Here is a 17796-nt window from a genome sequence, read left to right on the forward strand (position 1 = left end):
CATCACCAGGCCGGTGCGCACCAGTGCCGCGCCACCGTGGGCACCTGGTGCGTGTCGCGCGGCAGTCGGTCCACACCACCGCCGTGCAGTGCGCACCGCTGCGGTGCGCATCGATGGTGGATACGCGGTATCCCCGGTGCAGATACGGCGAATCGTCGGTGCTCGCCGAACGCCCTCCCTTGTCTGCTGGAGACGCATCAAGAAGGCCAACACATGAGCCCGGTTCTTGCAGCCTGGGGCTTCGAGCGCCGCGGCCACGCCTGGACCTCCGCCTGCCGCCCGAGCACGGACTTGAAGACCTCCACCAGCTTTCCCTCCGCCGGCCAGAGCACGGATGCGGGTAGGAAGATCGTGGGCCGCAAGCGACGCGTCGTCACCGACCTGTCGGCCTCCTCCTGGCGGCGCTGGTCACTGCGGCCGGTATCCAGGACTCCGCAGCCGGCACCCCGCTGCTCGACCCGGTCGCCGCCGGCCGTCCCGGCATCCGCAGGGCGGCCCAGATGCTCCTCCGCCCCCCGGCCCACCCACCGCAGCGCTGGTGACACCACTCCCACAGGAGTTCCAGCGAGGCGTCAGCCGGGTCCGCCCAGCACGATCTTCCACACTCGGGTCGCCACCTGGAGGTTCAGCCGGTCCTCGACGTTCGCGAGGTCGTGGCCGCTGATGTCGCGGATGCGCTGGAGCCGATAGCGCAGCGTGCTGCGGTGGATCGCGAGGGAGTCGGCGGTCTCGTCGTAGTTGCCGCCGCAGTCGAAGTACCGGGACAGGGTCTCCACCATGGCCGCGTGGTGCCGGGAGTCGTAGTCGATGAGCTGCCCGAGCCACTCGTGGACGAACGTCTCCAGTTCCTGGTAATCGTTGCCGGGTCCCAGGATGCGGTAGAGGCCGAGCTCGTCGAAGAACGTCGTGCCGTAGCGCTCGCGGGAGTGGCGGCGCACGTCCAGGGCGCGCTGCGCCTCCTGGTAGCGGTGGGGGATGTCGTCCAGGGAGTCGGAAGGGGCGCTCACCCCGATCGTCCCGGACCGTGTTCCGGTCTCCCGGGCGAGCGCCTCGTACAGCGCACACGCGTGCGGCCTGTCGTCGGCGACCAGGACCACGTGGTCGGAGCCTCGGGTCAGCAGCGAGCGCATGCCCACGGCAGAGGCCGCCCGCCCCACGGTCTGCGCGAAGGAATCGTCGGCGGTCCGGTTCGACCACCGCACCACGACGACGTAGTGGCTGCGGTGCAGATCGTGTCCGACTGCCTCGGACCGGACGTAGGCGCTCGCCTCGTCCGTCCCTGCCAGGAGGTCGTCGACCAGCTCGCGGTGCAGCCTCAGCTCCACTTCGGCCAGATTGCGCAGGTGCGTCAGCTCCGGGGCGAGTGACGCGGCAGCGTGTTCCAGCGCGAGCACGGTGTGCTCGTCGGCCTCGTCCCGGGCATCGACCAGGGCCAGCACACCCAGGATCTCGCCGTGCGGGCGGATCAGGGTGATCAGCCGGTCCCTTATCCGCACCGGCCCGGCCTGACGGGCGACGGCGTGCAGCATTTCGTCCTGGCGCACGGCGTCCGGTTCGGGATAGGGGACGGGGCGGCTGGGGCCGGTCCAGGACCTCAGCCGACCGAAGCGGTCCTCGACCAGGGCGGGAAGTCCAGTGAGCCCGTGCAGTACGCGGGTGACAGCTTCCTCGCCGCCACCCGAGGCAGCGACGCCGGCCATGAGAGAGTGAACGGCTCGCTCGTAGCCCAGCTCAGCCACGACAGAGATCAGCTGCCGCTGGAGGGCTGTGCGTTCGTCCCTCAGCCGGTGCAGCTCCAGCGCGTCCTCTCGTCGGCGGCGGTGTGCGAAGGCGACTGACAGTGCAGCAGCGGTGTCCCGGACGAGCGCGGCGAGCAGGGATCGCTCGGTCTCGGTGGGCCGGGAGCGGGACGTCACCACGAGGTAGCCGTGGAGTCCCTCAAGTCCGCGTAGGCCCAGGGCCCGGCCCCAGGGCCTGCCGGGTACGGTCACGGGGCCGTCCTGCCCGGCCAGCTCCCGCACCCTCCGGCCCACGGCCAAGGCATGCATCTGCCCGTTCCTCGGGCTGGGGACCAGGTCGCCGCCCACCTTCAGGTATCCGGCCTCGGCGGTGTATGGCCCGGCGGCGGCTATGTGGTCCATGGCCAGGCGCAGGATCTCGCCTTCGTCCGGGGTGTCGAACAGGGCGCGGGAGAGCACCATCAGGTCGCGGAGGACATGGTCGGCTGGGGTGCGGGCGGGTGGGCGGGGCCCTCTGCGCGCGGCCGTGGGGTGCTGCCCGGCGCTGCTCCGTGGAAGGCTGCCCTTCCGGTCGGAGTAGCGGCGGTACAGGCTGTGCGCCCGACTGCCGGCCATGGGATCACTCCGTCCCTCGAAGCCTTCAGAGAACCGAGCGGCATATCGCGTACCCGCTCATGGGCCGGCTTACCCGAGATGTGTGGATCCTTTCTCTCGTACTCGTGGGGCGACCGGACCTGTGCATTCCTGACTCGCCAGACGCAGGCGTGGAGCCACCCGGTTCGTCACCCTGGGGAGTGCTCGAGACTCTCCGTGCGCACCGGTAGGAACCCGGCGTGGGCCACTTGGTGCGGCTCCTGCCGCATGGTCAGCCCCGCGCCCTCGGACAGGTCGCCCGCGACCTCGCCGGAAGGATCAAGCTCGTCAAGGTACATCAACAAAATCCACGGGTCAGTCGGCGGCTTCGAGGTGCAGGCGGTGCCGACCCTCCTCGTCGTTTGGACCAAGGCGAGACGCTCGCCGGCAAGGCCGGGCGATGGTCATGCCCCTGCGGAGCCACCGCAGTGGCGGAACAACGGAGCGGCGCCCCGGGTGGGCCCGCAATCCGCTGACTGAATTCGACGAACTGCTCACTCGGACGAGCGGATCGCTCGAGTCCACGGTGGGCGGTGCCGCGTCCGCAGCCGCGTGGACCCCCACTCCCGGACGTCACAGAGACCGACGACGCCTTCGAGGTCGAGATCCAACTCCCTGGTGTCAAGAGCAAGGACATCGACGTCGAGGCCAACGGACAGGACCTGGTGGTCACCGGAGAGTTCAAGGAAAAGGAGCGCAAGGGCGTCCTGTGCCACGGCACCCGCCGGACCGGTACCTTCGAGTACCGGCTGAGACTGCCCGGAGAGGTGGACGCCGAGAAGGTCACAGCGGATATGTCGGCCGGTGTGCTCACGGTCACCGTCCCCAAGGCGGAGGTCACCAAGCCCCGTCACATCCGGATCACCGAGATCAACGAGAGCGGCGGTCATTGAGCCGAGGAGCCCGGCGGTGCTTGACAAGGGTCCAGAACCGTCGGGCGCTCCGGGAACGAAAGGAGCCATGAGATGACCGAAACGGGTTTCTCCTCTTTCGACACCATGGTGGACAAGGCCAACCGGCTCCTCAGGGAAATCGAGGAGGCCAACGGCTGGCCCAAGGAACGCCGGAAGCAGTCGTACGCCGCACTGCGCGCCGTCCTGCACGGGCTACGGGACCGGCTCTCCGTCGACGGGGCCGCGCACTTCGGGGCGCAGCTTCCGACCCTGATCCGCGGCGTCTACTACGACGGATGGAAGCCGTCCGAGACACCAGTGAAGCTGAGCGGCGAGGAATTCCTCCAGCGCGTCCGGGACGACTTTCCCTACGCGGTCGGCGGCGGCATCGAACGAGTCGTGCGCACCGTGCTGGAGGCTCTGGAACGCCACGTCAGCGAAGGCGAGTGGGACCACCTCAAATCCGGTCTGCCGAACTCGTTGGTCTCCGTATTGCCGTAGCCGTTCGGCGGCACCCGAACCGCCGACCCCGTCCACGAGGCCCTGGTCTGATGAGCACGGCCGAGCACAGGCATGGTGCGATCCACAAGACACCGGACCGGTGCGGGGCTTTCCCCACGTCTGACGCCGGAGCAGCTCCAGGACCTGACCGGGCACGGTGAGCGCCGCAGGACCACCGAGGGCGAAGTGCTGTACCGCGAGGGCCAGCCGTTCCAAGAGTTCCTAGCGATCCTTGGCGCGGCCGTCGAGATCCTCCAGGACCACGGCGGGCCCGAGGAACGGTTCCCGGGTGAACTCGGGCTGCTGGGCAAGGCGGCGTTCGATACCGCCGTGGTGCGCGAGGCGGTGTTCGGTAGTCTGCGGGTGTGGGGACATTTGAGCGGCTGGTGCCGGATGAGCTCCCCGGTCGGCGAGGCACTGGCCGGGATTCGATGGAATTCGCGTCATAGCACCTGACAGGCATGACCAAAAGCCGGCCACGGACCAAGGCCAGCCACGTCGGCCGGCCCCTCGAATGCGGCACCGGACAGCGCACATGCCGCGCAACCGCTTCTTTCAGCCTCCCACCGGCCAGGTGGATGTCGAACAAGCGCTTGCGAGCGATTCTCATGGCATGCGCGCAGCCGTATTCGGGCGCCGAGATGTCCGACGCTAGATGTTCTGGAACTCGTTCGGCAGTTGCGACATCACATCCAGGAACTCCGTGTCGGGGACGGCCTCTCCCAGAGTCATGAAAACCGCCGCAACGCCCCTGCGCGCCACGGCCTCATCGGCGCCCGCACGCTCACTCACTCGCCGGACGAACCTCGCGGGCCGGTGCCGAAAGCGCCGGTCACTGTCCGCCCTCTTCACCTTCCTCGGTAAAGGGACACACCGCATCCAGCAGGGCCCTCAACGCACCGGCGAGCATCCCGACCTCGGCGACGCACTGGGCGTGCGGGTCCTGCGGGTATTGCCGCTCGGCCTGCTCGGCGGCGTTCGCCAGGACCTGCTCGGCGTTCTGAGCCGCGGCGCGCAGGGCGGCACGTTCGATATGGCCGGGCATGTGTTCTCCCCTGGATTCGGGCGTCGGGCACAGGATTCCCCGGAATGCTTCGACATCGCCAGCAGCCGGTTTTGCCGGGAATGCCACAGGTAGGGCACGAGTACGAAGTACCCCGGGACAAAGACTGAGGAGGAGATACGTCTTCCACAAGCGTACGGGACGTGCTGGAGACGCTGCAGGACGTCGACTTCCCCGCGGGCAAAGAGGAACTGGTCCAGGCCGCCGAGAATGCCGCAGCGCCCGACGAAGTGGTCAAGGCGCTTCGCGCCATTCCCCCCGACGAGTACGGCAACCGGGATGAGGTGGCCAGGTCGGCGCGCGTCGACCCGGCATCCGACCTGGACCTGAGCGCGGCGCAGCGCGCAGAGCAGGCCTGGCGCGGCGGCCGCCCCGGCCAATCGCAGCACCCCTGCGTGACGTCCCCAAGCCGTCGGTCCACGACGAACTCGACCAGTTCTGATCCGCCTCGCACGGCCTGCAGACACCGGAACGCCCCTGGACAGCGAATCGAACGCATTCGCCGCCGCTGACTTCCCGGCCGGAGGTGTGTGAGCAACCTCCCGCCGGGTACACCGATATATCCAAAATGCCGGAGATGTAACTCGTGGAGGTGAGTTCTGAGGACGCTACCCGCACGCCGACAGCGAGTCGGCGCCCTGGCGGAGCCCGGGGGTCACCGCGTGGACGCCCAACCCTCTCGCCGAGTTTGACGAGCTGTTCAACCGGATGGGAGGGCTGCTGGAGTCGACCGTGGGGGCGGGCGCCACGCCGGCAGGGATGCCCTGGATCCCGCAGGCCGACATCCCCGAGACGGACGACGCGTATGTGATCGAACTCGACCTGCCCGGCGTCGGGAGCGAGGACATCGGCGTAGAGATCAACGACCGGGAACTGGCGATCTCCGGGGAGATCAAGGAGCGCGAGCGCAAGGACGTCATGCGGCACCGGACCCGGCGCACCGGACGCTTCGAGTTCCGGGTGGTGCTGCCCGGTGACGTGCCGGCCGAGAACGTGAACGCCGCGCTGTCCGACGGCGTGCTCTCGGTGACCGTGCCCAAGGCCCAGTCGGCGAAGGCCCGGCATGTGGAGATCAAGAAGGGGGACTGACCTCCGGTCCCCCAGGCCGGGAGGGGCGGCGAGCGTTCGCCCGCTGCCTCCGCGGCACCCAAGCTAGCCCTCCGGCCGCCTTTATCCATCGCCCTGTGAGGAGTTCTGATGGCAGTCACCGTTGAAGCGGTCATCCCGCTGCTGCGCGACGTCCGCGATGCCGAGGAGGCGGTCGCCGGCCAGTTGCGGGCGGATCTGGCCGCCGAACCCGCGAGGGACCACCGGCAGACCCTGGAGGACCACATCCAGGAGGTCGATGACCACATCCACGAGCTCAATCGCCGCCTGGAGCAGCTGACCGCCCGAGGACCGTTGTCCGAGGCCTTCATCACCCTGGGCGGTCAGGCCGTGAGCACCAGCCGCGTGCTGTGGCGGCTGACGTCGGGGCTGCCGGCAGCCGTGCGGACCGGGCACGATGGTCACACTCCGCAACGCCTCCTGAAGGACATCGAGGAGGAGTTCGCCGTCGCGGCCAAGGCGGCGGCGGCCGCCCGCGCGGCAGAGCGTTTCGCCGATGAGATCGGCGACAGCCTCGACGCCGACATGCTCCGGGGCATCCGCACCGACGACGAGCGGTTCCTCAACAACCTGGACCACAGCCTGGAAGAGGCGGCAGACGTGGTGGTCCGCGTCAAGACCAGCGAGGCCGGCGGCGGAACCGCACCGGCCTCCTGAGCAGTGCCGCCATCCTCATCCGTCCCCGGGTGCCGGACCGCCCGGGGACGGGTACGTCGCGCTCAGGCGCCGTGCGCGTCCCGGACGCCGAGTTCGTCGATGTGCCCCAGCAGGTCGAGGGGGTCGGCGTACACCCGGAACGCCTGGGCCCGCTCCAGTTCGTCCTGCCCGTATCCTCCGGACAGCAGCCCCACTCCGAGTGCCTCCGCCCGCCGCGCAGCCAGCAGATCCCACACGCTGTCTCCGACGACGACACAGTCGCGGGCGGGGATTCCGAGCCGCGCCGCGCCCGCCAGGAACAGATCGGGGTCGGGTTTGGCGCGGCTGACTTCCTCGCGGGTGACCGTCGGCACGTCAGGCGGCACGGCGAGTCTGGCGAACATGGGTGCGGCGTCGTCCCGGCGGGCGCTGGTGGCGATCGTCCAGGGGACGCCGCAGTCCGTCAGCGTCCGAAGAAGCTCGGCGGCTCCGGGCAGCGGCCGGATGGCGTTCGTCCAGCCTTCGAAGTGGCGGTGATGGGCGTTCTGCAGTTCATCGGCCTCCTTCGGCGTCAGCCGTACGCCCGTCTCGCGCATCATGGCCTGCACGAGCAGGCCACCGCTCATCCCGATCCTCCGGTGGATCCGCCAGATCGCCAGGCCGATGCCCATCTCGCTCAACGCCTGCTGCCAGGCGATGACGTGCTGGTAGACGCTGTCGACGAGTGTCCCGTCCAGGTCGAAGACGAACGCCGCGGGCCTGGTGGTCGTACCGTCGGACATCTTCCACATCCCTCCCGTCAGCGGCCGGCCCGGGCCGGCGGGGTACAGGCACCGGAGGACAGCCGCTGCGCCCGGGACTCCTCGACCGTGTCCTTCAGGGCGGTGCGGAAGCGGCCAGGGCCCCAGGCGCGCCCCATGACGGCCTGTTCAAGCGCCTGCCGGCCGAGCGGCCCGTACCGTTCGAGTGCCGCCGCCACCTCGTCGATCTCCTCGTTGTGCGACCGGTCGGCCATGACGGCGGTGCGGCTGGTCGGACCACCGGTGCCGGCCATCCCCGGGGCGTACGGCGGACCGCCGGGACCTGGCCGGTACCGGCGGGCACCGGCCCGCTCGTGCTCCCTGCGGTGCGCGGCGCGCTCGTCGCGGGCTACGGCGGCGCCCGGGTGCTGCCCGTCGGACTCGGTCTCCTCGGCGGTCAGTGACCGGGCGATGTTCTCGAACGACTGCTGCTCGGCGCGCACCCCGAAGAACACCTCGGCCCCGCTTCGCCGCCCGGATCTGCTCGTCCCTATGGGTCCGCAGTTCGCCGAAGCGCGGGACGACCGGCGAAGGTTGCTCTCTGCCGAGGTACGCGCCGGACAGCAGAAATACGCGGACATCGAGAACGCCGCCGCGCACCTGCACGGACTGCTGGACGGCAGGCGGGCCGGGAACCGGTGACAGCGCCGGAAAAAGTGCACCCTCACCCGGCCCCCGGCAACGGGTCGTCCAGTGGCGCTAGGCGTCGTCACCCCGCTCGCCCTCCGCCTGGGACGGCTCGCTCCGGGGGACGTCCGGGTGCTGTTCGATTGCGGTACGCTCGCCCGTCTCGTCCCGCTCGCCCTCGGCCTGCGAGGGTGTGCGCGAGTACCAGGCGTCGTAATCAGGGGCTCCGGATTTCATGACGGGCCTCCTTCGTCGCTCACGTCCATCCTCCCCTCTCAATCCGTGGTGGAACGTCTGCGGCCTCACCGTGCGAACGGCAATCCAGCGTCGTCCAGAGAGGCGATCCGCGGCAGGACAGCGCCCGCACCATCGGCCGTCGCCAGGTCGTCGGCACCGACGCTGTCCGGCGCTGGTCCCTCACACAGGGAGAATGCGAATGCATCAACTGCGAAAACCAGGGTGAACCGGTGAGCCCACGACCTCGCAAGCGGGTTACCACCAGAACCGACGGTGAACGGCCTGCAGCCGAAGATAAACGGCCTCGGGCGCGCTGGCAAAGCGCGTGTTGTGGTCGGCGGCGTGGCCGCTGCGGTGGCCGGAGCCGTCCCCATCGCCCTTTCCACACCCGCGCGACTGCGGCTGCCAGGGTGGTGGAGGAGGGCGGGGAGGACACCGAGCCATCCATCGGCCGATCGACTGGTGCTCGAAGGGTGTACCGCTCGGCGCGGCGATGTCCCTCAGCTTGCGGAACACCGTGTCGGCCTCGCTCGCAGCGCCTTTCAAAGCGCCCGGGTGTGAGTCATTACCCGCACCCGGGCGAGGGCGGAGGGCGGCGTCAGCCGCCGGCCGCGGCGCGCACCGCCTCCTCGACCGGGGTGGACCCGCTGATCAGCTCGAGGATGCGCCCGGCGGTCCTGGGCTCGTGGAGCAGGGCGGCGAGCACCGCAGCCACGTCATCGCGCGGCACCTGGCCGTGGTCGGTGTGCTCGGCGAGCGTGACGCGGCCGCTACCGGGGTCGTCGGTCAGCATCCCCGGGCGCAGAATCGTCCAGTCCAGTCCCGGACGGGAGGCGATGTCGGCGTCCGCCTCGCCCTTGGCCTTCAGGTAGGCGGCAAACACCGGGTCGGTGCCGGGCGGCGGCGGGCTGTCCACGCCCATCGCGGAGATCACCAGGAAGCGGCGCATCCCGGTGCGCTCGGCCGCGTCGGCGAGGAGGACGGCCGCGTTCCGGTCCACCGTCTGCTTGCGGGCCGCGCCGCTGCCCGGTCCGGCGCCCGCGGCGAACAGTGCCGCGTCGGCGCCGCCAAGGTGGCCGGCCACCTCGTCCACCGAGGCGTGCTCCAGATCGCACACCACCGGTTCCGCGCCGTCCGCGCGCAGGTCGTCGGCGTGGTCTGGGTTGCGGATCAGCCCTGTGACGTCGTCGCCGCGCGCCGAGAGCAGCCGAGTCAGCCGGCGCGCGATCTTTCCGTGTCCACCCGCGATCACAATGTGCATGGGGTCATTCTTGCCACACGCGACCGCTCACGCCGGGCTGCTGGACTGCCGCGGCAGGTCGGGTCCCGCGGTTGCCGTAAGGTCGGCGTACTCGCGCACCGCGCTGGTGCGCGAGACCACCCGGCCACCGGGTCGCGCCGCAGGTGTTCGGGGATTCGCGATCGCGATTCTGTCGTCAGGAGCGCGCGAGCCGGGCCGCGAGATAGGGCGCGGTGGCGCTGCGGCGGGCCCCCGCCACCTTGGCCGGCGGGCCCGCCGCGACCACCCGCCCGCCCGCGTCGCCGCCGCCCGGCCCGAGGTCGATGACCCAGTCGGCGGTGGCGATCGTGTCCAGGTCGTGCTCGACGAGGACGACCGTGTTGCCGGCGTCGACGAGCCGGTGCAGCTGTCGCAGCAGCAGCGCGATGTCCGAGGGGTGCAGCCCCGCCGTCGGCTCGTCGAGCAGGTAGAGCGCGTGCCCGCGGCGGGCTCGCTGCAGTTCGGTGGCCAGTTTGATGCGTTGCGCCTCACCACCGCTGAGTTCCGTCGCGGGCTGGCCCAGCCTCAGGTACCCCAGTCCCACCTCGCGCAACGTCTCCAGACTGCGGGAGGCGGCCGGGACGGCGGACAGGAACTTGGCGGCGGCGTCGACGGACAGCGCCAGTACTTCCGCGATGTTCTTGCCGCGGTAGGTGACTTCCAACGTTTCGGCGTTGTACCGGGCGCCTTCGCAGGTCGGGCACGGCGCGTAGGTGCCGGGCAGGAACAGCAGTTCCACCGCGACGAATCCTTCGCCCTGGCAGGTCTCGCACCGCCCTTCGGGCACGTTGAAGGAGAACCGCCCGGCCGAGTAGCCGCGCGCCCTGGCTTCGTCCGTCGCCGCGTACAGCTTGCGCACCGCGTCGAACATCCCGGTGTACGTGGCCAGGTTGGACCGGGGAGTTCGGCCGATGGGCCGTTGGTCGACCCGGACCAGCCGGTCGAACGACTCGACCCCCGACGCGTCCTGGACGTCGACCTCCAGCTGCGCCTCGTCGGGTTCCTCGGGTACGACTCCGAGGTGGCCGCGGACGACCTCGGCGAGCACCTGCGTCACCAGCGTCGACTTTCCGGAACCGGACACGCCCGTCACCGCAGTCAGTACGCAGAGCGGTACGTCGACGGAAACGTCGTGCAGATTGTGGCGGGAGACGCCGCTCAAATGCAGCCAGCCGTGCGGTGTGCGCGGGCGGTGATCGAGCGGCTGGGCGCGCCCGAACAGGTACTGGCTCGTGGCCGACTCCCCGACCCGCTCAAGACCGGCGACCGGGCCGCTGTACAGCACACGTCCGCCGCCCTCGCCCGCACCGGGGCCGATGTCGACCACCCAGTCCGCCCGCCGTACGACGTCCATGTCGTGCTCCACGACGAACAGCGAGTTGCCCGCCGCCTTGAGGCGGTCCAGCACGTCCAGCAGCGGTTCCGCGTCAGCCGGGTGCAGGCCCGCGGAGGGTTCGTCGAGGACGTAGACGACGCCGAACAGCCCCGAGCGCAGCTGGGTGGCGATCCGCAGGCGCTGCGCCTCGCCCGGCGACAGGGTCGTCGAGCGGCGCCCTAGGCTGAGATATCCGAGGCCCAGGTCGAGCAGTACGTCGACCCGCGCGACCAGATCGCCGCAGATCCGGACCGCGACCTCGGTCGTCTCCCCGGACCGGGCGGTCGACGTGGTGGCGTCGGCCTCGGACCGCCCCGCGACGGGCCGCAGCAGCGCCACGACCTCGGTGAGCGGCATCGCGTTGATCTCGGCGATGGAACGTCCGGCGAAGGTCACGGCGAGCGCCTCGGGCCGCAGTCCGCTGCCGTGACAGGCGGGGCAGGGCACACTCCTGACGAACCGGAGCGCCCGTTCGCGCATCTTCTCGCTCTTGGAGTCGGCGAGGACGTGCATGACGTGCTTGCGGGCGCTCCAGAACTTGCCCTGGTAGCCGTAGTCGACGCGGTCCTCCTCCGGCTCGATGTACACGGAGGGCTGTTCGTCCGTGTACAGCAGCCAGTCCCGGTCCTTTTTCCTGAGCCTGCGCCACGGCCGGTCGATGTCGATCCCCAGGCCGCTCACGACACTGCGCAGGTTGGCGCCCTGCCAGGCGCCCGGCCAGGCGGCGATCGCCCCCTCGCGGATGCTCAGCGAGGGGTCCGGGACGAGCAGGTCCTCGGCGACGTCGTGCACGACGCCCAGTCCGTGGCACTCCGGGCAGGCGCCGGCCGCGGTGTTGGGGGAGAACGACTCGGCTTCCAGCCGTGCGGCCCCGGGCGGATAGGTGCCGGCGCGGGAGTACAGCATGCGCAACAGATTGGACAGCGTGGTGATGGTGCCGACCGTCGAGCGCGAGCTGGGCGACCCGCGTCGCTGCTGCAGGGCCACGGCCGGTGGCAGTCCGGTGATTTCCTGCACGTGCGGTGCGCCGACCTGTTGCAACAGCCTTCGGGCGTACGGTGCTACGGACTCGAAGTAGCGCCGCTGGGCCTCCGCGTAGAGCGTGCCGAACGCGAGCGAGGACTTGCCCGAACCGGAGACGCCGGTGAAGGCGACCATCGCGTCCCGCGGAACGTCGACATCGATGTTCCGCAGGTTGTTCTCACCGGCGCCCCGGACATGCACGAAGGGGTCGGTCGCGTCCTTGTCCACCGTTCCTGATTACCTGATCGCGCCGCGAACCGCGCGACAGGCGCCGTCACCGGGCCCCGCTCCCGAGGAACTATGTCCCCGGGCCTCACCCTCTGCACATGCGGACGATGGTTCGACTGAAGCCTTATGGAGCCCCCGCCGCGAGGCGACCGCCCTTCGCGCCCTCTCTCGATCGGCCCTGGCTGGGATCCCCCGAACCAGTCGGGGCCTTCGCCTGCCCCCTGCCTGCGCACTTCCAGGCAGGACACCGAAGCGGGGTGTCCGGTGGCGCGGCGTGCGGTGCCGCCCGGGGTGGCGCGGAGCTGGTGTTCGTGGTGGCGCACGCAACCGTGTGGCCCGGTGGTGGGGCAGGTCCTGCACGGGGGAGCACGAGGAGATCTGACCGTACCGCCTGCACCTGCTGGCAGGGGTCAGCGTGTCACGCGGCGTCGGCGTTACCTCGGGGGCATCCTGTGGCCACGTGCGATCGCGGGGGCAGCCGACGAGAAGGAGTCATGCGGGTGTCGTCAAAGGACGTTACGGTCGTGGCTCTTCTGGCGGATCCGGATGCGCCGACGGAGATCGCGCAGCGCATGGCCCGGATGCTTCCTGATCGGCTCGCCGACAGGTCGGGCCAGGGACGACGGTTCGACGTCGAGGTGGTCAGTGAGCCCTTCACCGCAGGGGCCGAGGACCCGCCCACCTTGATGCACCGGATCATGGACCGCGGAAGTGAGGGGAACTGGGACATCGTCGTGGCCCTCACCGACCTTCCGCTGCACTCGCATGGGCGCAAGCTCGTAGTGGATCTGAGTCACGAACACGGCTTGGCGCTGCTGTCCCTTCCCACGCTGGGGGGCTTCCGGCTGCAGACGAGGGCCCGGCAGGCCGTGGAAGAAGCCGTGCTCAGCTTGGCGGGCCCGCAGGCCACTGGGCCTGAGGGGCCTCCGGGGAGTCAGCCGCTGCGGGGGCCCTTCACCGGTCGTCTCGCGCCCATCCATCCGGGCCAGGTCGGTGAGGAGGAGATCGCCGATCTGCGGTACGTCGTCAGTGGGCCGCGCGGTTACTTGAGGGTGCTCCTCGGTATGGTCCGCGCCAACCGGCCGTGGCGCTTGGTGCCGGGCTTGTCGAAAGCCCTGGCGGCCGCACTCGCCACGGGAGCAGTCGCCACCGTGAACTCCACCATCTGGAACCTGGCCACCTCCCTGAGCACGCCACGCCTAGTGATCGCTACGGTCGGGTCTGTCGCTCTCATGATCGGATGGCTGATCGTGGACGCGAACCTGTGGCATCGAACGGATGAGGATTCGCCGGAGGCGAGGAAGAGGGCGGCTCTCTACAACGCCTCGACGGTCGTGACCGTGGGTATCGGGGTGATCGTCTGCTACGTGGGTTTGGTGGTCATCAACCTGGTGTGGGCGCTGTTCATCCTCAATGACCGGGTGTTCGCTTCCACGACACGAACCCCGCTGCACGCCACGGAGTACTGGACGCTGTCTTGGTTCGTCGCTTCGGTCGCCACGGTGGGCGGCGCGCTGGGATCAGGCTTGGAGAGCGACCAGGCGATCCGGGCAGCCGCCTACTCCAAGCGCGAACAGGAGCGTCGCAGCGTGCTGCAGGACGACCACGGTGACTAGCGGGTGACCTCAGCCGGAGATGTGCCGTCGGTTGGTGGTCGTCCGGGTCCGGAGATTCCGCTGATCGGTCGGTGCGTGGTTGTTTCGCCTCGGGTCCGACGGGGACCCGGATGCAACGCCGCCGGAGCGCCGAAGCTCCGTCTGGCGGGGCCGGCGGCAAAACGACCGTTCCACCTGATCCAGGTGAACGGCCCGCAGAGGCGTGCCGGAGCCACGGACCCCGTCGCAGCACTTCCGAGAGTCAGGCTCTTTGCGCCCTCTCCATCACCGCCATGCCGCGACATCAAGGGAAGTCACCATGAAAGCAGCGGTATACGAAGGACCGCGAACGGTCACAGTGAAGGACGTACCGGACGCGAAGATCGAACACCCCTGCGACATCATCGTCAAGATCACCACCACCAACATCTGCGGTTCGGACCTGCACATGTACGAGGGCCGCACCTCGTTCGAGTCCGGCCGCACCCTGGGACACGAGAACATGGGCCAGGTGGTGGAGGTCGGCTCGGCCGTCCGCAAGGTGCAGGTCGGTGAGTATGTGGTTCTGCCCTTCAACATCGCCTGCGGCTTCTGCAAGCAGTGCGAGCAGGGTCTGACCAACTACTGCCTGACCATGCAGCCGGAACCGGCCCTCGCGGGAGCTGCCTACGGATTCGCCGACATGGGCCCCTACCAGGGCGGCCAGGCGGAGCTGCTGCGCGTGCCCTACGGCGACTTCAACGCGCTGCGTCTGGGCGAGGACGCCGCCGAGCGGCAGACCGACTACGTGATGCTCGCCGACATCTTCCCCACCGGCTATCACGCCACCGAGATGGCCCACGTCAAACCGGGCGACCAGACCATCGTCTTCGGGGCCGGTCCCGTCGGGCTGATGGCGACCTACTCCGCCCTCCTCAAGGGCGCCGGCCGCGTCTGGACGGCCGACCACCAGCCCGACCGGCTGCGCAAGGCGGAGGAGATCGGGGCCATCCCGATCAACACCGCCGAACAGAACCCGGCGGAGGTCGTCAAGGAGGCCACCCTCGGTCTGGGCGCCGACAACGGCTGCGAATGCGTCGGCTACCAGGCCCACGACCCGGAGGGACACGAGGACGCCAGCCTCACGCTCAACGGCCTGATCGACTCGGTCAGGTTCACCGGCGACATCGGCGTGGTGGGCGTGTTCCTGCCCCAGGACCCCGGCGGCGCGGAGGCCCAGGGCGAGCTGGAAGCTCAGGGCAAGGTCCCGATCGACTTCGGCATGATGTGGTTCAAGGGCCAGCGCATGGGGACCGGGCAGGCGCCGGTGAAGAAGTACAACCGGGCGCTGCGGGATCTGATCGCCGGCGGGAAGGCGAAGCCGAGTTTCGTCGTCTCCCACGAGCTCAGCCTGGACGAGGCCCCCACCGCCTACGAGCACTTCGACGCCCGTGACGAGGGCTGGACCAAGGTGGTCCTGCATCCGAACGGACACGGGAACGGCCACAAGCGGTAAGAGACTCGAGGCCGCCGTCCCGCCTGTTTCCCCCGGACCGGTCCGGGGGACGGGTGGCGATCTGCCCGTCCGCCGGACGGGGCTGGGGGCGATGGCCCGCGCTCCGGTCGGACCTGAACAAACAGCGATTGCCCGCGCTCCGTCCCGAAGGACGGACGGCGGACGCTCAGCAGTGTCCGCAGTGGCAGCACCCCGTCCAGCGGCTGCTGCCGCCAGCCAGTTCGCGGGCCGTGTGGGAGGCTTCCTTGCCCGACGGCTGCCGCACCTCAACCAGGCCGACGCGACCCGGCAGGGCGTTCCGGCCAGGCGCACACCCGTGACGTGGCTGCGGGCCTTCGGTGAGGTCGTGCGATCCGGGCTCACGATCGAGGAGACGCGGCTGGAGCCCCTGCTCGCGCTGCGCACGGCCGCTGGGGTGGCGATCGTCATCGGGCCGACGCTGTGGCTGATCTCCCCTGCGTATGCCGCGTCCGCCGCCCTCGGTGCCTACTCCGCGGGTGGGGCCACTTTTCAGCGCAGCTGGCGTCCACGCAAGGTGGTCGCGCTCGGCGCGGGCGCGGGTCTGGCGCTCAGCACCTTCGTGGGCTACCTGGCGGCGGGGCGACTCGTGACGTTCCTCCCGCTGCTGGCCGTATGGGCCTTTGCCGCGGGAATGGCGTGGGCCGTCGGATCGACCGCTGGGATCGTCGCGGCGACGACCGTGGGCAGCATGCTGGTGACCATCACGCTGCCCACGAGTGTCGGGCGAGCCCTGGAGCACGCCGGGGTCATCGCTCTTGGGGGCGTGACGCAGGCCGTGCTGATCTTGCTGTTCCCGATCCGGCGTTGGGGGGCGCATCGTGACGCGCTTGCCGACGCCCTGGCCGCCGTGGCGGACTACGCCCGCCGGTTGCGGCACGACCCGACCGCCCCGTTCGACCCGGAGCCGTTGATGACGGCCCGGGACGCGGCCGCCGTGACGCCGTCACAGGCCCGCACCCGTCCCCCCGTCCTGCACGGCCCCCGGGGACTCGCCGAGCGCATTCGGCCGGTCGTCGCCGCGCTCGCCGACCCGGACGTCGGCGCCCCGGCGGAGGGACCCGGGCGGGACCGCGCGCGGGAGTTGCTCGACGCGGCCGCCGACGTCCTGGATGCGGCCGCCCGTTCGATCCGCCGCGGCACTCCCGCCGAGGTGCGGCCCGGGAGCATGGACGTCCTGCGCGTCGACGAGGAGCACGAGGTGCTGGAGGGCCCCGCGCGGCAAGCCGCCGAGCGGCTCGTGGAACTGCTCGGCGAGGCGTTGGAGATCGCCGGGAGCGGCTGCGCGCGCGGGAGGACGCCCATGCCGCCCGGCCCCGCCGGCGCCGAGTTCCTGATGCGCCCGACAATGCTCCGGCTGGTCCCGGTCGTCGTCCGGGCGGTCCGCCGTGAGCTCCGCCGGGACTCGCCCGTGTTCCGGCACGCCGTCCGCCTGGCGGCGGTGGCCACGCTCGGCTATCTGATCGCCGCCCGGCTCCCCCTGGGCCACGGCTACTGGGCGCCCATCGCCTCGGTGATGGTGATGCGGCCGGACTTCCACCGGACGTACGCGCGTGCGGTGGCCCGTCTCGCCGGGACCCTGGCGGGGGTCGCGCTCGCCACCGGGATGGTGCGGGCGCTGGGCCCGGACGCCCACGTGTTCGGCGCGCTGGCGGTGGTCTCAGCTGGCCTGTCGTACACGCTGAACCGGACCGGTTACGCCTACTCCCAGTGCTTCACCGCCGCGTACGTCGTCTTCCTGCTCGGCATGGGCGGCCAGGCATGGGAGCAGACAGTCCCGGAGCGGGTGGTGCTCACCCTGCTCGGCGGGGCCCTGGCAATGCTGGCGTACGTGGTGTTCCCCGCATGGGAGACACCCCGACTGCCGAGTCGGCTTGCGGACTGGCTCGCCGCCAACGGCCGCTACGCGGCCGCGGTGCTCCGCAACTACGCCGAACCGACCCGGGAGCATCACGCCGACATGCGCAGGGCACTGCTGGAGAGCAGGGAGGCGCGTGCCGCCTGGCAGGAGGCATACGACCGGGCAAGACAGGAACCGGTCCGCCCCAGGGGCCTGACGTCGCGCGAGGCGCAGGAGGCGCAGGAGGCGCTCAAGGGGTTCGGCCGGGCAGCGATGCTCATGGAGAGCCACGTTCCGCGGGCCGACAGCCGTTTCGTCCCCGAGGCGGAGCGATTCGCCGAGGCCCTGGAGACGGACACCGCAAAGGCAGCAGTCGCCGTGCGCGAGCACAGGAATCCGGACTGGGGACGCGTGGAGGAGGCGCTCCAGGCGTGGGAGGACGCCGCCGCCCGCAACGGGAGCCCGGTCGTGCGGCACGAGGCGGAACTGCAAAAACGGGCCTTGGAGGACCTCGCGACAGCCGTGAGCCGCACCCCCCTGGAACGGGACGTCGGCTCTGCTCGCGAGGAGCAACGGGTGCGGGCCACCGAGGCGGCGGACGGTGACGGATCAGGCACCGCGCACCGGGGTGGGTGACGAAGTCGGCCACGGAGAGCGCCATGCCGTCCCCTACCCGCCCAGCGGCAAGGCGGTCCGGGCGGTGCTCT

General features: G+C 70.4%; 18 protein-coding genes and 1 pseudogene. 11 read left to right on the forward strand and 8 right to left on the reverse strand.

From position 1 onward, the window contains the following. Positions 1–572: 572 nt before the first annotated feature. Positions 573–2354: a PucR family transcriptional regulator gene (locus tag ACFVVO_RS17640; protein WP_390055842.1), complete on the reverse strand. Its 1782-nt coding sequence runs from the start codon at positions 2352–2354 to the stop codon at positions 573–575. Between the two features lie 219 nt (positions 2355–2573). On the opposite strand from ACFVVO_RS17640, the pseudogene ACFVVO_RS17645 reads away from it, so the two are divergent. The 4 genes and pseudogenes from ACFVVO_RS17645 to ACFVVO_RS17660 form a co-directional block, all read left to right on the forward strand. Beyond that, positions 2574–2848, forward strand: a pseudogene (locus ACFVVO_RS17645) (thioredoxin family protein); the annotation flags it as partial. A 57-nt stretch (positions 2849–2905) separates the two neighbouring features. Continuing rightward, complete coding sequence (locus ACFVVO_RS17650; protein ID WP_390055843.1) at positions 2906–3265, forward strand: Hsp20/alpha crystallin family protein; 360 nt, start codon at positions 2906–2908, stop codon at positions 3263–3265. Between the two features lie 72 nt (positions 3266–3337). After that, entirely contained in the window at positions 3338–3766 is a 429-nt protein-coding gene (locus ACFVVO_RS17655) for a DUF2267 domain-containing protein (RefSeq protein ID WP_390055845.1), read from the forward strand. Positions 3767–3952: 186 nt separating this feature from the next. Further along, complete coding sequence (locus tag ACFVVO_RS17660; RefSeq protein ID WP_390055846.1) at positions 3953–4222, forward strand: hypothetical protein; 270 nt, start codon at positions 3953–3955, stop codon at positions 4220–4222. A gap of 195 nt (positions 4223–4417) precedes the next feature. Here the strand turns inward: ACFVVO_RS17660 and ACFVVO_RS17665 are convergent, their stop codons facing one another. Together ACFVVO_RS17665 and ACFVVO_RS17670 are read right to left on the reverse strand one after the other, a co-directional pair. Continuing rightward, a complete protein-coding gene (locus tag ACFVVO_RS17665) occupies positions 4418–4645 on the reverse strand; it encodes a DUF2267 domain-containing protein (RefSeq protein ID WP_390055848.1) in 228 nt (75 codons plus the stop codon). Next, complete coding sequence (locus ACFVVO_RS17670) at positions 4599–4811, reverse strand: hypothetical protein (protein WP_390055850.1); 213 nt, start codon at positions 4809–4811, stop codon at positions 4599–4601. Before ACFVVO_RS17670 ends, ACFVVO_RS17665 begins: the two co-directional genes overlap by 47 nt. A gap of 161 nt (positions 4812–4972) precedes the next feature. On the opposite strand from ACFVVO_RS17670, the gene ACFVVO_RS17675 reads away from it, so the two are divergent. From ACFVVO_RS17675 to ACFVVO_RS17685, 3 genes are all read left to right on the forward strand, one after another. Then, positions 4973–5341: a DUF2795 domain-containing protein gene (locus ACFVVO_RS17675; protein WP_390055852.1), complete on the forward strand. Its 369-nt coding sequence runs from the start codon at positions 4973–4975 to the stop codon at positions 5339–5341. A 247-nt stretch (positions 5342–5588) separates the two neighbouring features. Then, positions 5589–5918 (forward strand): Hsp20/alpha crystallin family protein, encoded by a 330-nt coding sequence (locus tag ACFVVO_RS17680; RefSeq protein WP_390055854.1) that lies wholly within the window; start codon positions 5589–5591, stop codon positions 5916–5918. Between the two features lie 108 nt (positions 5919–6026). Beyond that, positions 6027–6593, forward strand: a complete 567-nt coding sequence (locus tag ACFVVO_RS17685; protein WP_390055856.1) for a hypothetical protein — start codon at positions 6027–6029, stop codon at positions 6591–6593. A 62-nt stretch (positions 6594–6655) separates the two neighbouring features. Here ACFVVO_RS17685 and ACFVVO_RS17690 read toward each other — a convergent pair whose 3' ends face one another. After that, entirely contained in the window at positions 6656–7354 is a 699-nt protein-coding gene (locus ACFVVO_RS17690; protein WP_390055858.1) for an HAD family hydrolase, read from the reverse strand. Between the two features lie 17 nt (positions 7355–7371). Beyond that, positions 7372–7815: a hypothetical protein gene (locus ACFVVO_RS17695; protein ID WP_390055860.1), complete on the reverse strand. Its 444-nt coding sequence runs from the start codon at positions 7813–7815 to the stop codon at positions 7372–7374. A gap of 49 nt (positions 7816–7864) precedes the next feature. Here ACFVVO_RS17695 and ACFVVO_RS17700 point away from each other — a divergent pair, with 49 nt between their 5' ends. Continuing rightward, positions 7865–8014, forward strand: coding sequence for a hypothetical protein (locus ACFVVO_RS17700; RefSeq protein ID WP_390055862.1), 150 nt, complete (start codon positions 7865–7867; stop codon positions 8012–8014). A 57-nt stretch (positions 8015–8071) separates the two neighbouring features. On the opposite strand, the gene ACFVVO_RS17705 is transcribed toward ACFVVO_RS17700, so the two are convergent. The 3 genes from ACFVVO_RS17705 to uvrA all read right to left on the reverse strand — a co-directional run bounded on the left by ACFVVO_RS17705 (position 8072) and on the right by uvrA (position 12141). Continuing rightward, on the reverse strand, positions 8072–8236 hold the full coding sequence (locus ACFVVO_RS17705; RefSeq protein ID WP_390055863.1) for a hypothetical protein: 165 nt from the start codon (positions 8234–8236) through the stop codon (positions 8072–8074). Between the two features lie 598 nt (positions 8237–8834). Then, positions 8835–9497, reverse strand: a complete 663-nt coding sequence (locus ACFVVO_RS17710; protein WP_390055865.1) for an SDR family oxidoreductase — start codon at positions 9495–9497, stop codon at positions 8835–8837. A 175-nt stretch (positions 9498–9672) separates the two neighbouring features. Beyond that, entirely contained in the window at positions 9673–12141 is a 2469-nt protein-coding gene (gene uvrA, locus ACFVVO_RS17715) for an excinuclease ABC subunit UvrA (RefSeq protein ID WP_390055867.1), read from the reverse strand. Positions 12142–12635: 494 nt separating this feature from the next. Between uvrA and ACFVVO_RS17720 the strand changes: the two genes are divergently transcribed. The 3 genes from ACFVVO_RS17720 to ACFVVO_RS17730 all read left to right on the forward strand — a co-directional run bounded on the left by ACFVVO_RS17720 (position 12636) and on the right by ACFVVO_RS17730 (position 17725). After that, positions 12636–13757: a hypothetical protein gene (locus tag ACFVVO_RS17720; protein WP_390055869.1), complete on the forward strand. Its 1122-nt coding sequence runs from the start codon at positions 12636–12638 to the stop codon at positions 13755–13757. A 298-nt stretch (positions 13758–14055) separates the two neighbouring features. Further along, the gene (locus tag ACFVVO_RS17725; RefSeq protein WP_390055871.1) at positions 14056–15231 is read left to right on the forward strand and encodes a glutathione-independent formaldehyde dehydrogenase; all 1176 of its coding nucleotides are present in this window, start codon (positions 14056–14058) and stop codon (positions 15229–15231) included. Positions 15232–15547: 316 nt separating this feature from the next. Beyond that, positions 15548–17725 (forward strand): FUSC family protein, encoded by a 2178-nt coding sequence (locus ACFVVO_RS17730; RefSeq protein WP_390055872.1) that lies wholly within the window; start codon positions 15548–15550, stop codon positions 17723–17725. Positions 17726–17796: the final 71 nt, after the last annotated feature.

The organism is Streptomyces sp. NPDC058145, from assembly GCF_042884245.1.
Lineage (GTDB): Bacteria > Actinomycetota > Actinomycetes > Streptomycetales > Streptomycetaceae > Streptomyces.

Excerpts from the sequence above, each read along its gene's own strand:
- ACFVVO_RS17640 (WP_390055842.1), bottom strand. The coding sequence starts at position 2,354 with ATGGCCGGCAGTCGGGCGCACAGCCTGTACCGCCGCTACTCCGACCGG.
- ACFVVO_RS17655 (WP_390055845.1), top strand. The coding sequence starts at position 3,338 with ATGACCGAAACGGGTTTCTCCTCTTTCGACACCATGGTGGACAAGGCC.
- ACFVVO_RS17665 (WP_390055848.1), bottom strand. The coding sequence starts at position 4,645 with ATGCGGTGTGTCCCTTTACCGAGGAAGGTGAAGAGGGCGGACAGTGAC.
- ACFVVO_RS17670 (WP_390055850.1), bottom strand. The coding sequence starts at position 4,811 with ATGCCCGGCCATATCGAACGTGCCGCCCTGCGCGCCGCGGCTCAGAAC.
- ACFVVO_RS17680 (WP_390055854.1), top strand. The coding sequence starts at position 5,589 with ATGCCCTGGATCCCGCAGGCCGACATCCCCGAGACGGACGACGCGTAT.
- ACFVVO_RS17685 (WP_390055856.1), top strand. The coding sequence starts at position 6,027 with ATGGCAGTCACCGTTGAAGCGGTCATCCCGCTGCTGCGCGACGTCCGC.
- ACFVVO_RS17690 (WP_390055858.1), bottom strand. The coding sequence starts at position 7,354 with ATGTCCGACGGTACGACCACCAGGCCCGCGGCGTTCGTCTTCGACCTG.
- ACFVVO_RS17700 (WP_390055862.1), top strand. The coding sequence starts at position 7,865 with ATGGGTCCGCAGTTCGCCGAAGCGCGGGACGACCGGCGAAGGTTGCTC.
- ACFVVO_RS17705 (WP_390055863.1), bottom strand. The coding sequence starts at position 8,236 with ATGAAATCCGGAGCCCCTGATTACGACGCCTGGTACTCGCGCACACCC.
- ACFVVO_RS17710 (WP_390055865.1), bottom strand. The coding sequence starts at position 9,497 with ATGCACATTGTGATCGCGGGTGGACACGGAAAGATCGCGCGCCGGCTG.
- ACFVVO_RS17720 (WP_390055869.1), top strand. The coding sequence starts at position 12,636 with ATGCGGGTGTCGTCAAAGGACGTTACGGTCGTGGCTCTTCTGGCGGAT.
- ACFVVO_RS17725 (WP_390055871.1), top strand. The coding sequence starts at position 14,056 with ATGAAAGCAGCGGTATACGAAGGACCGCGAACGGTCACAGTGAAGGAC.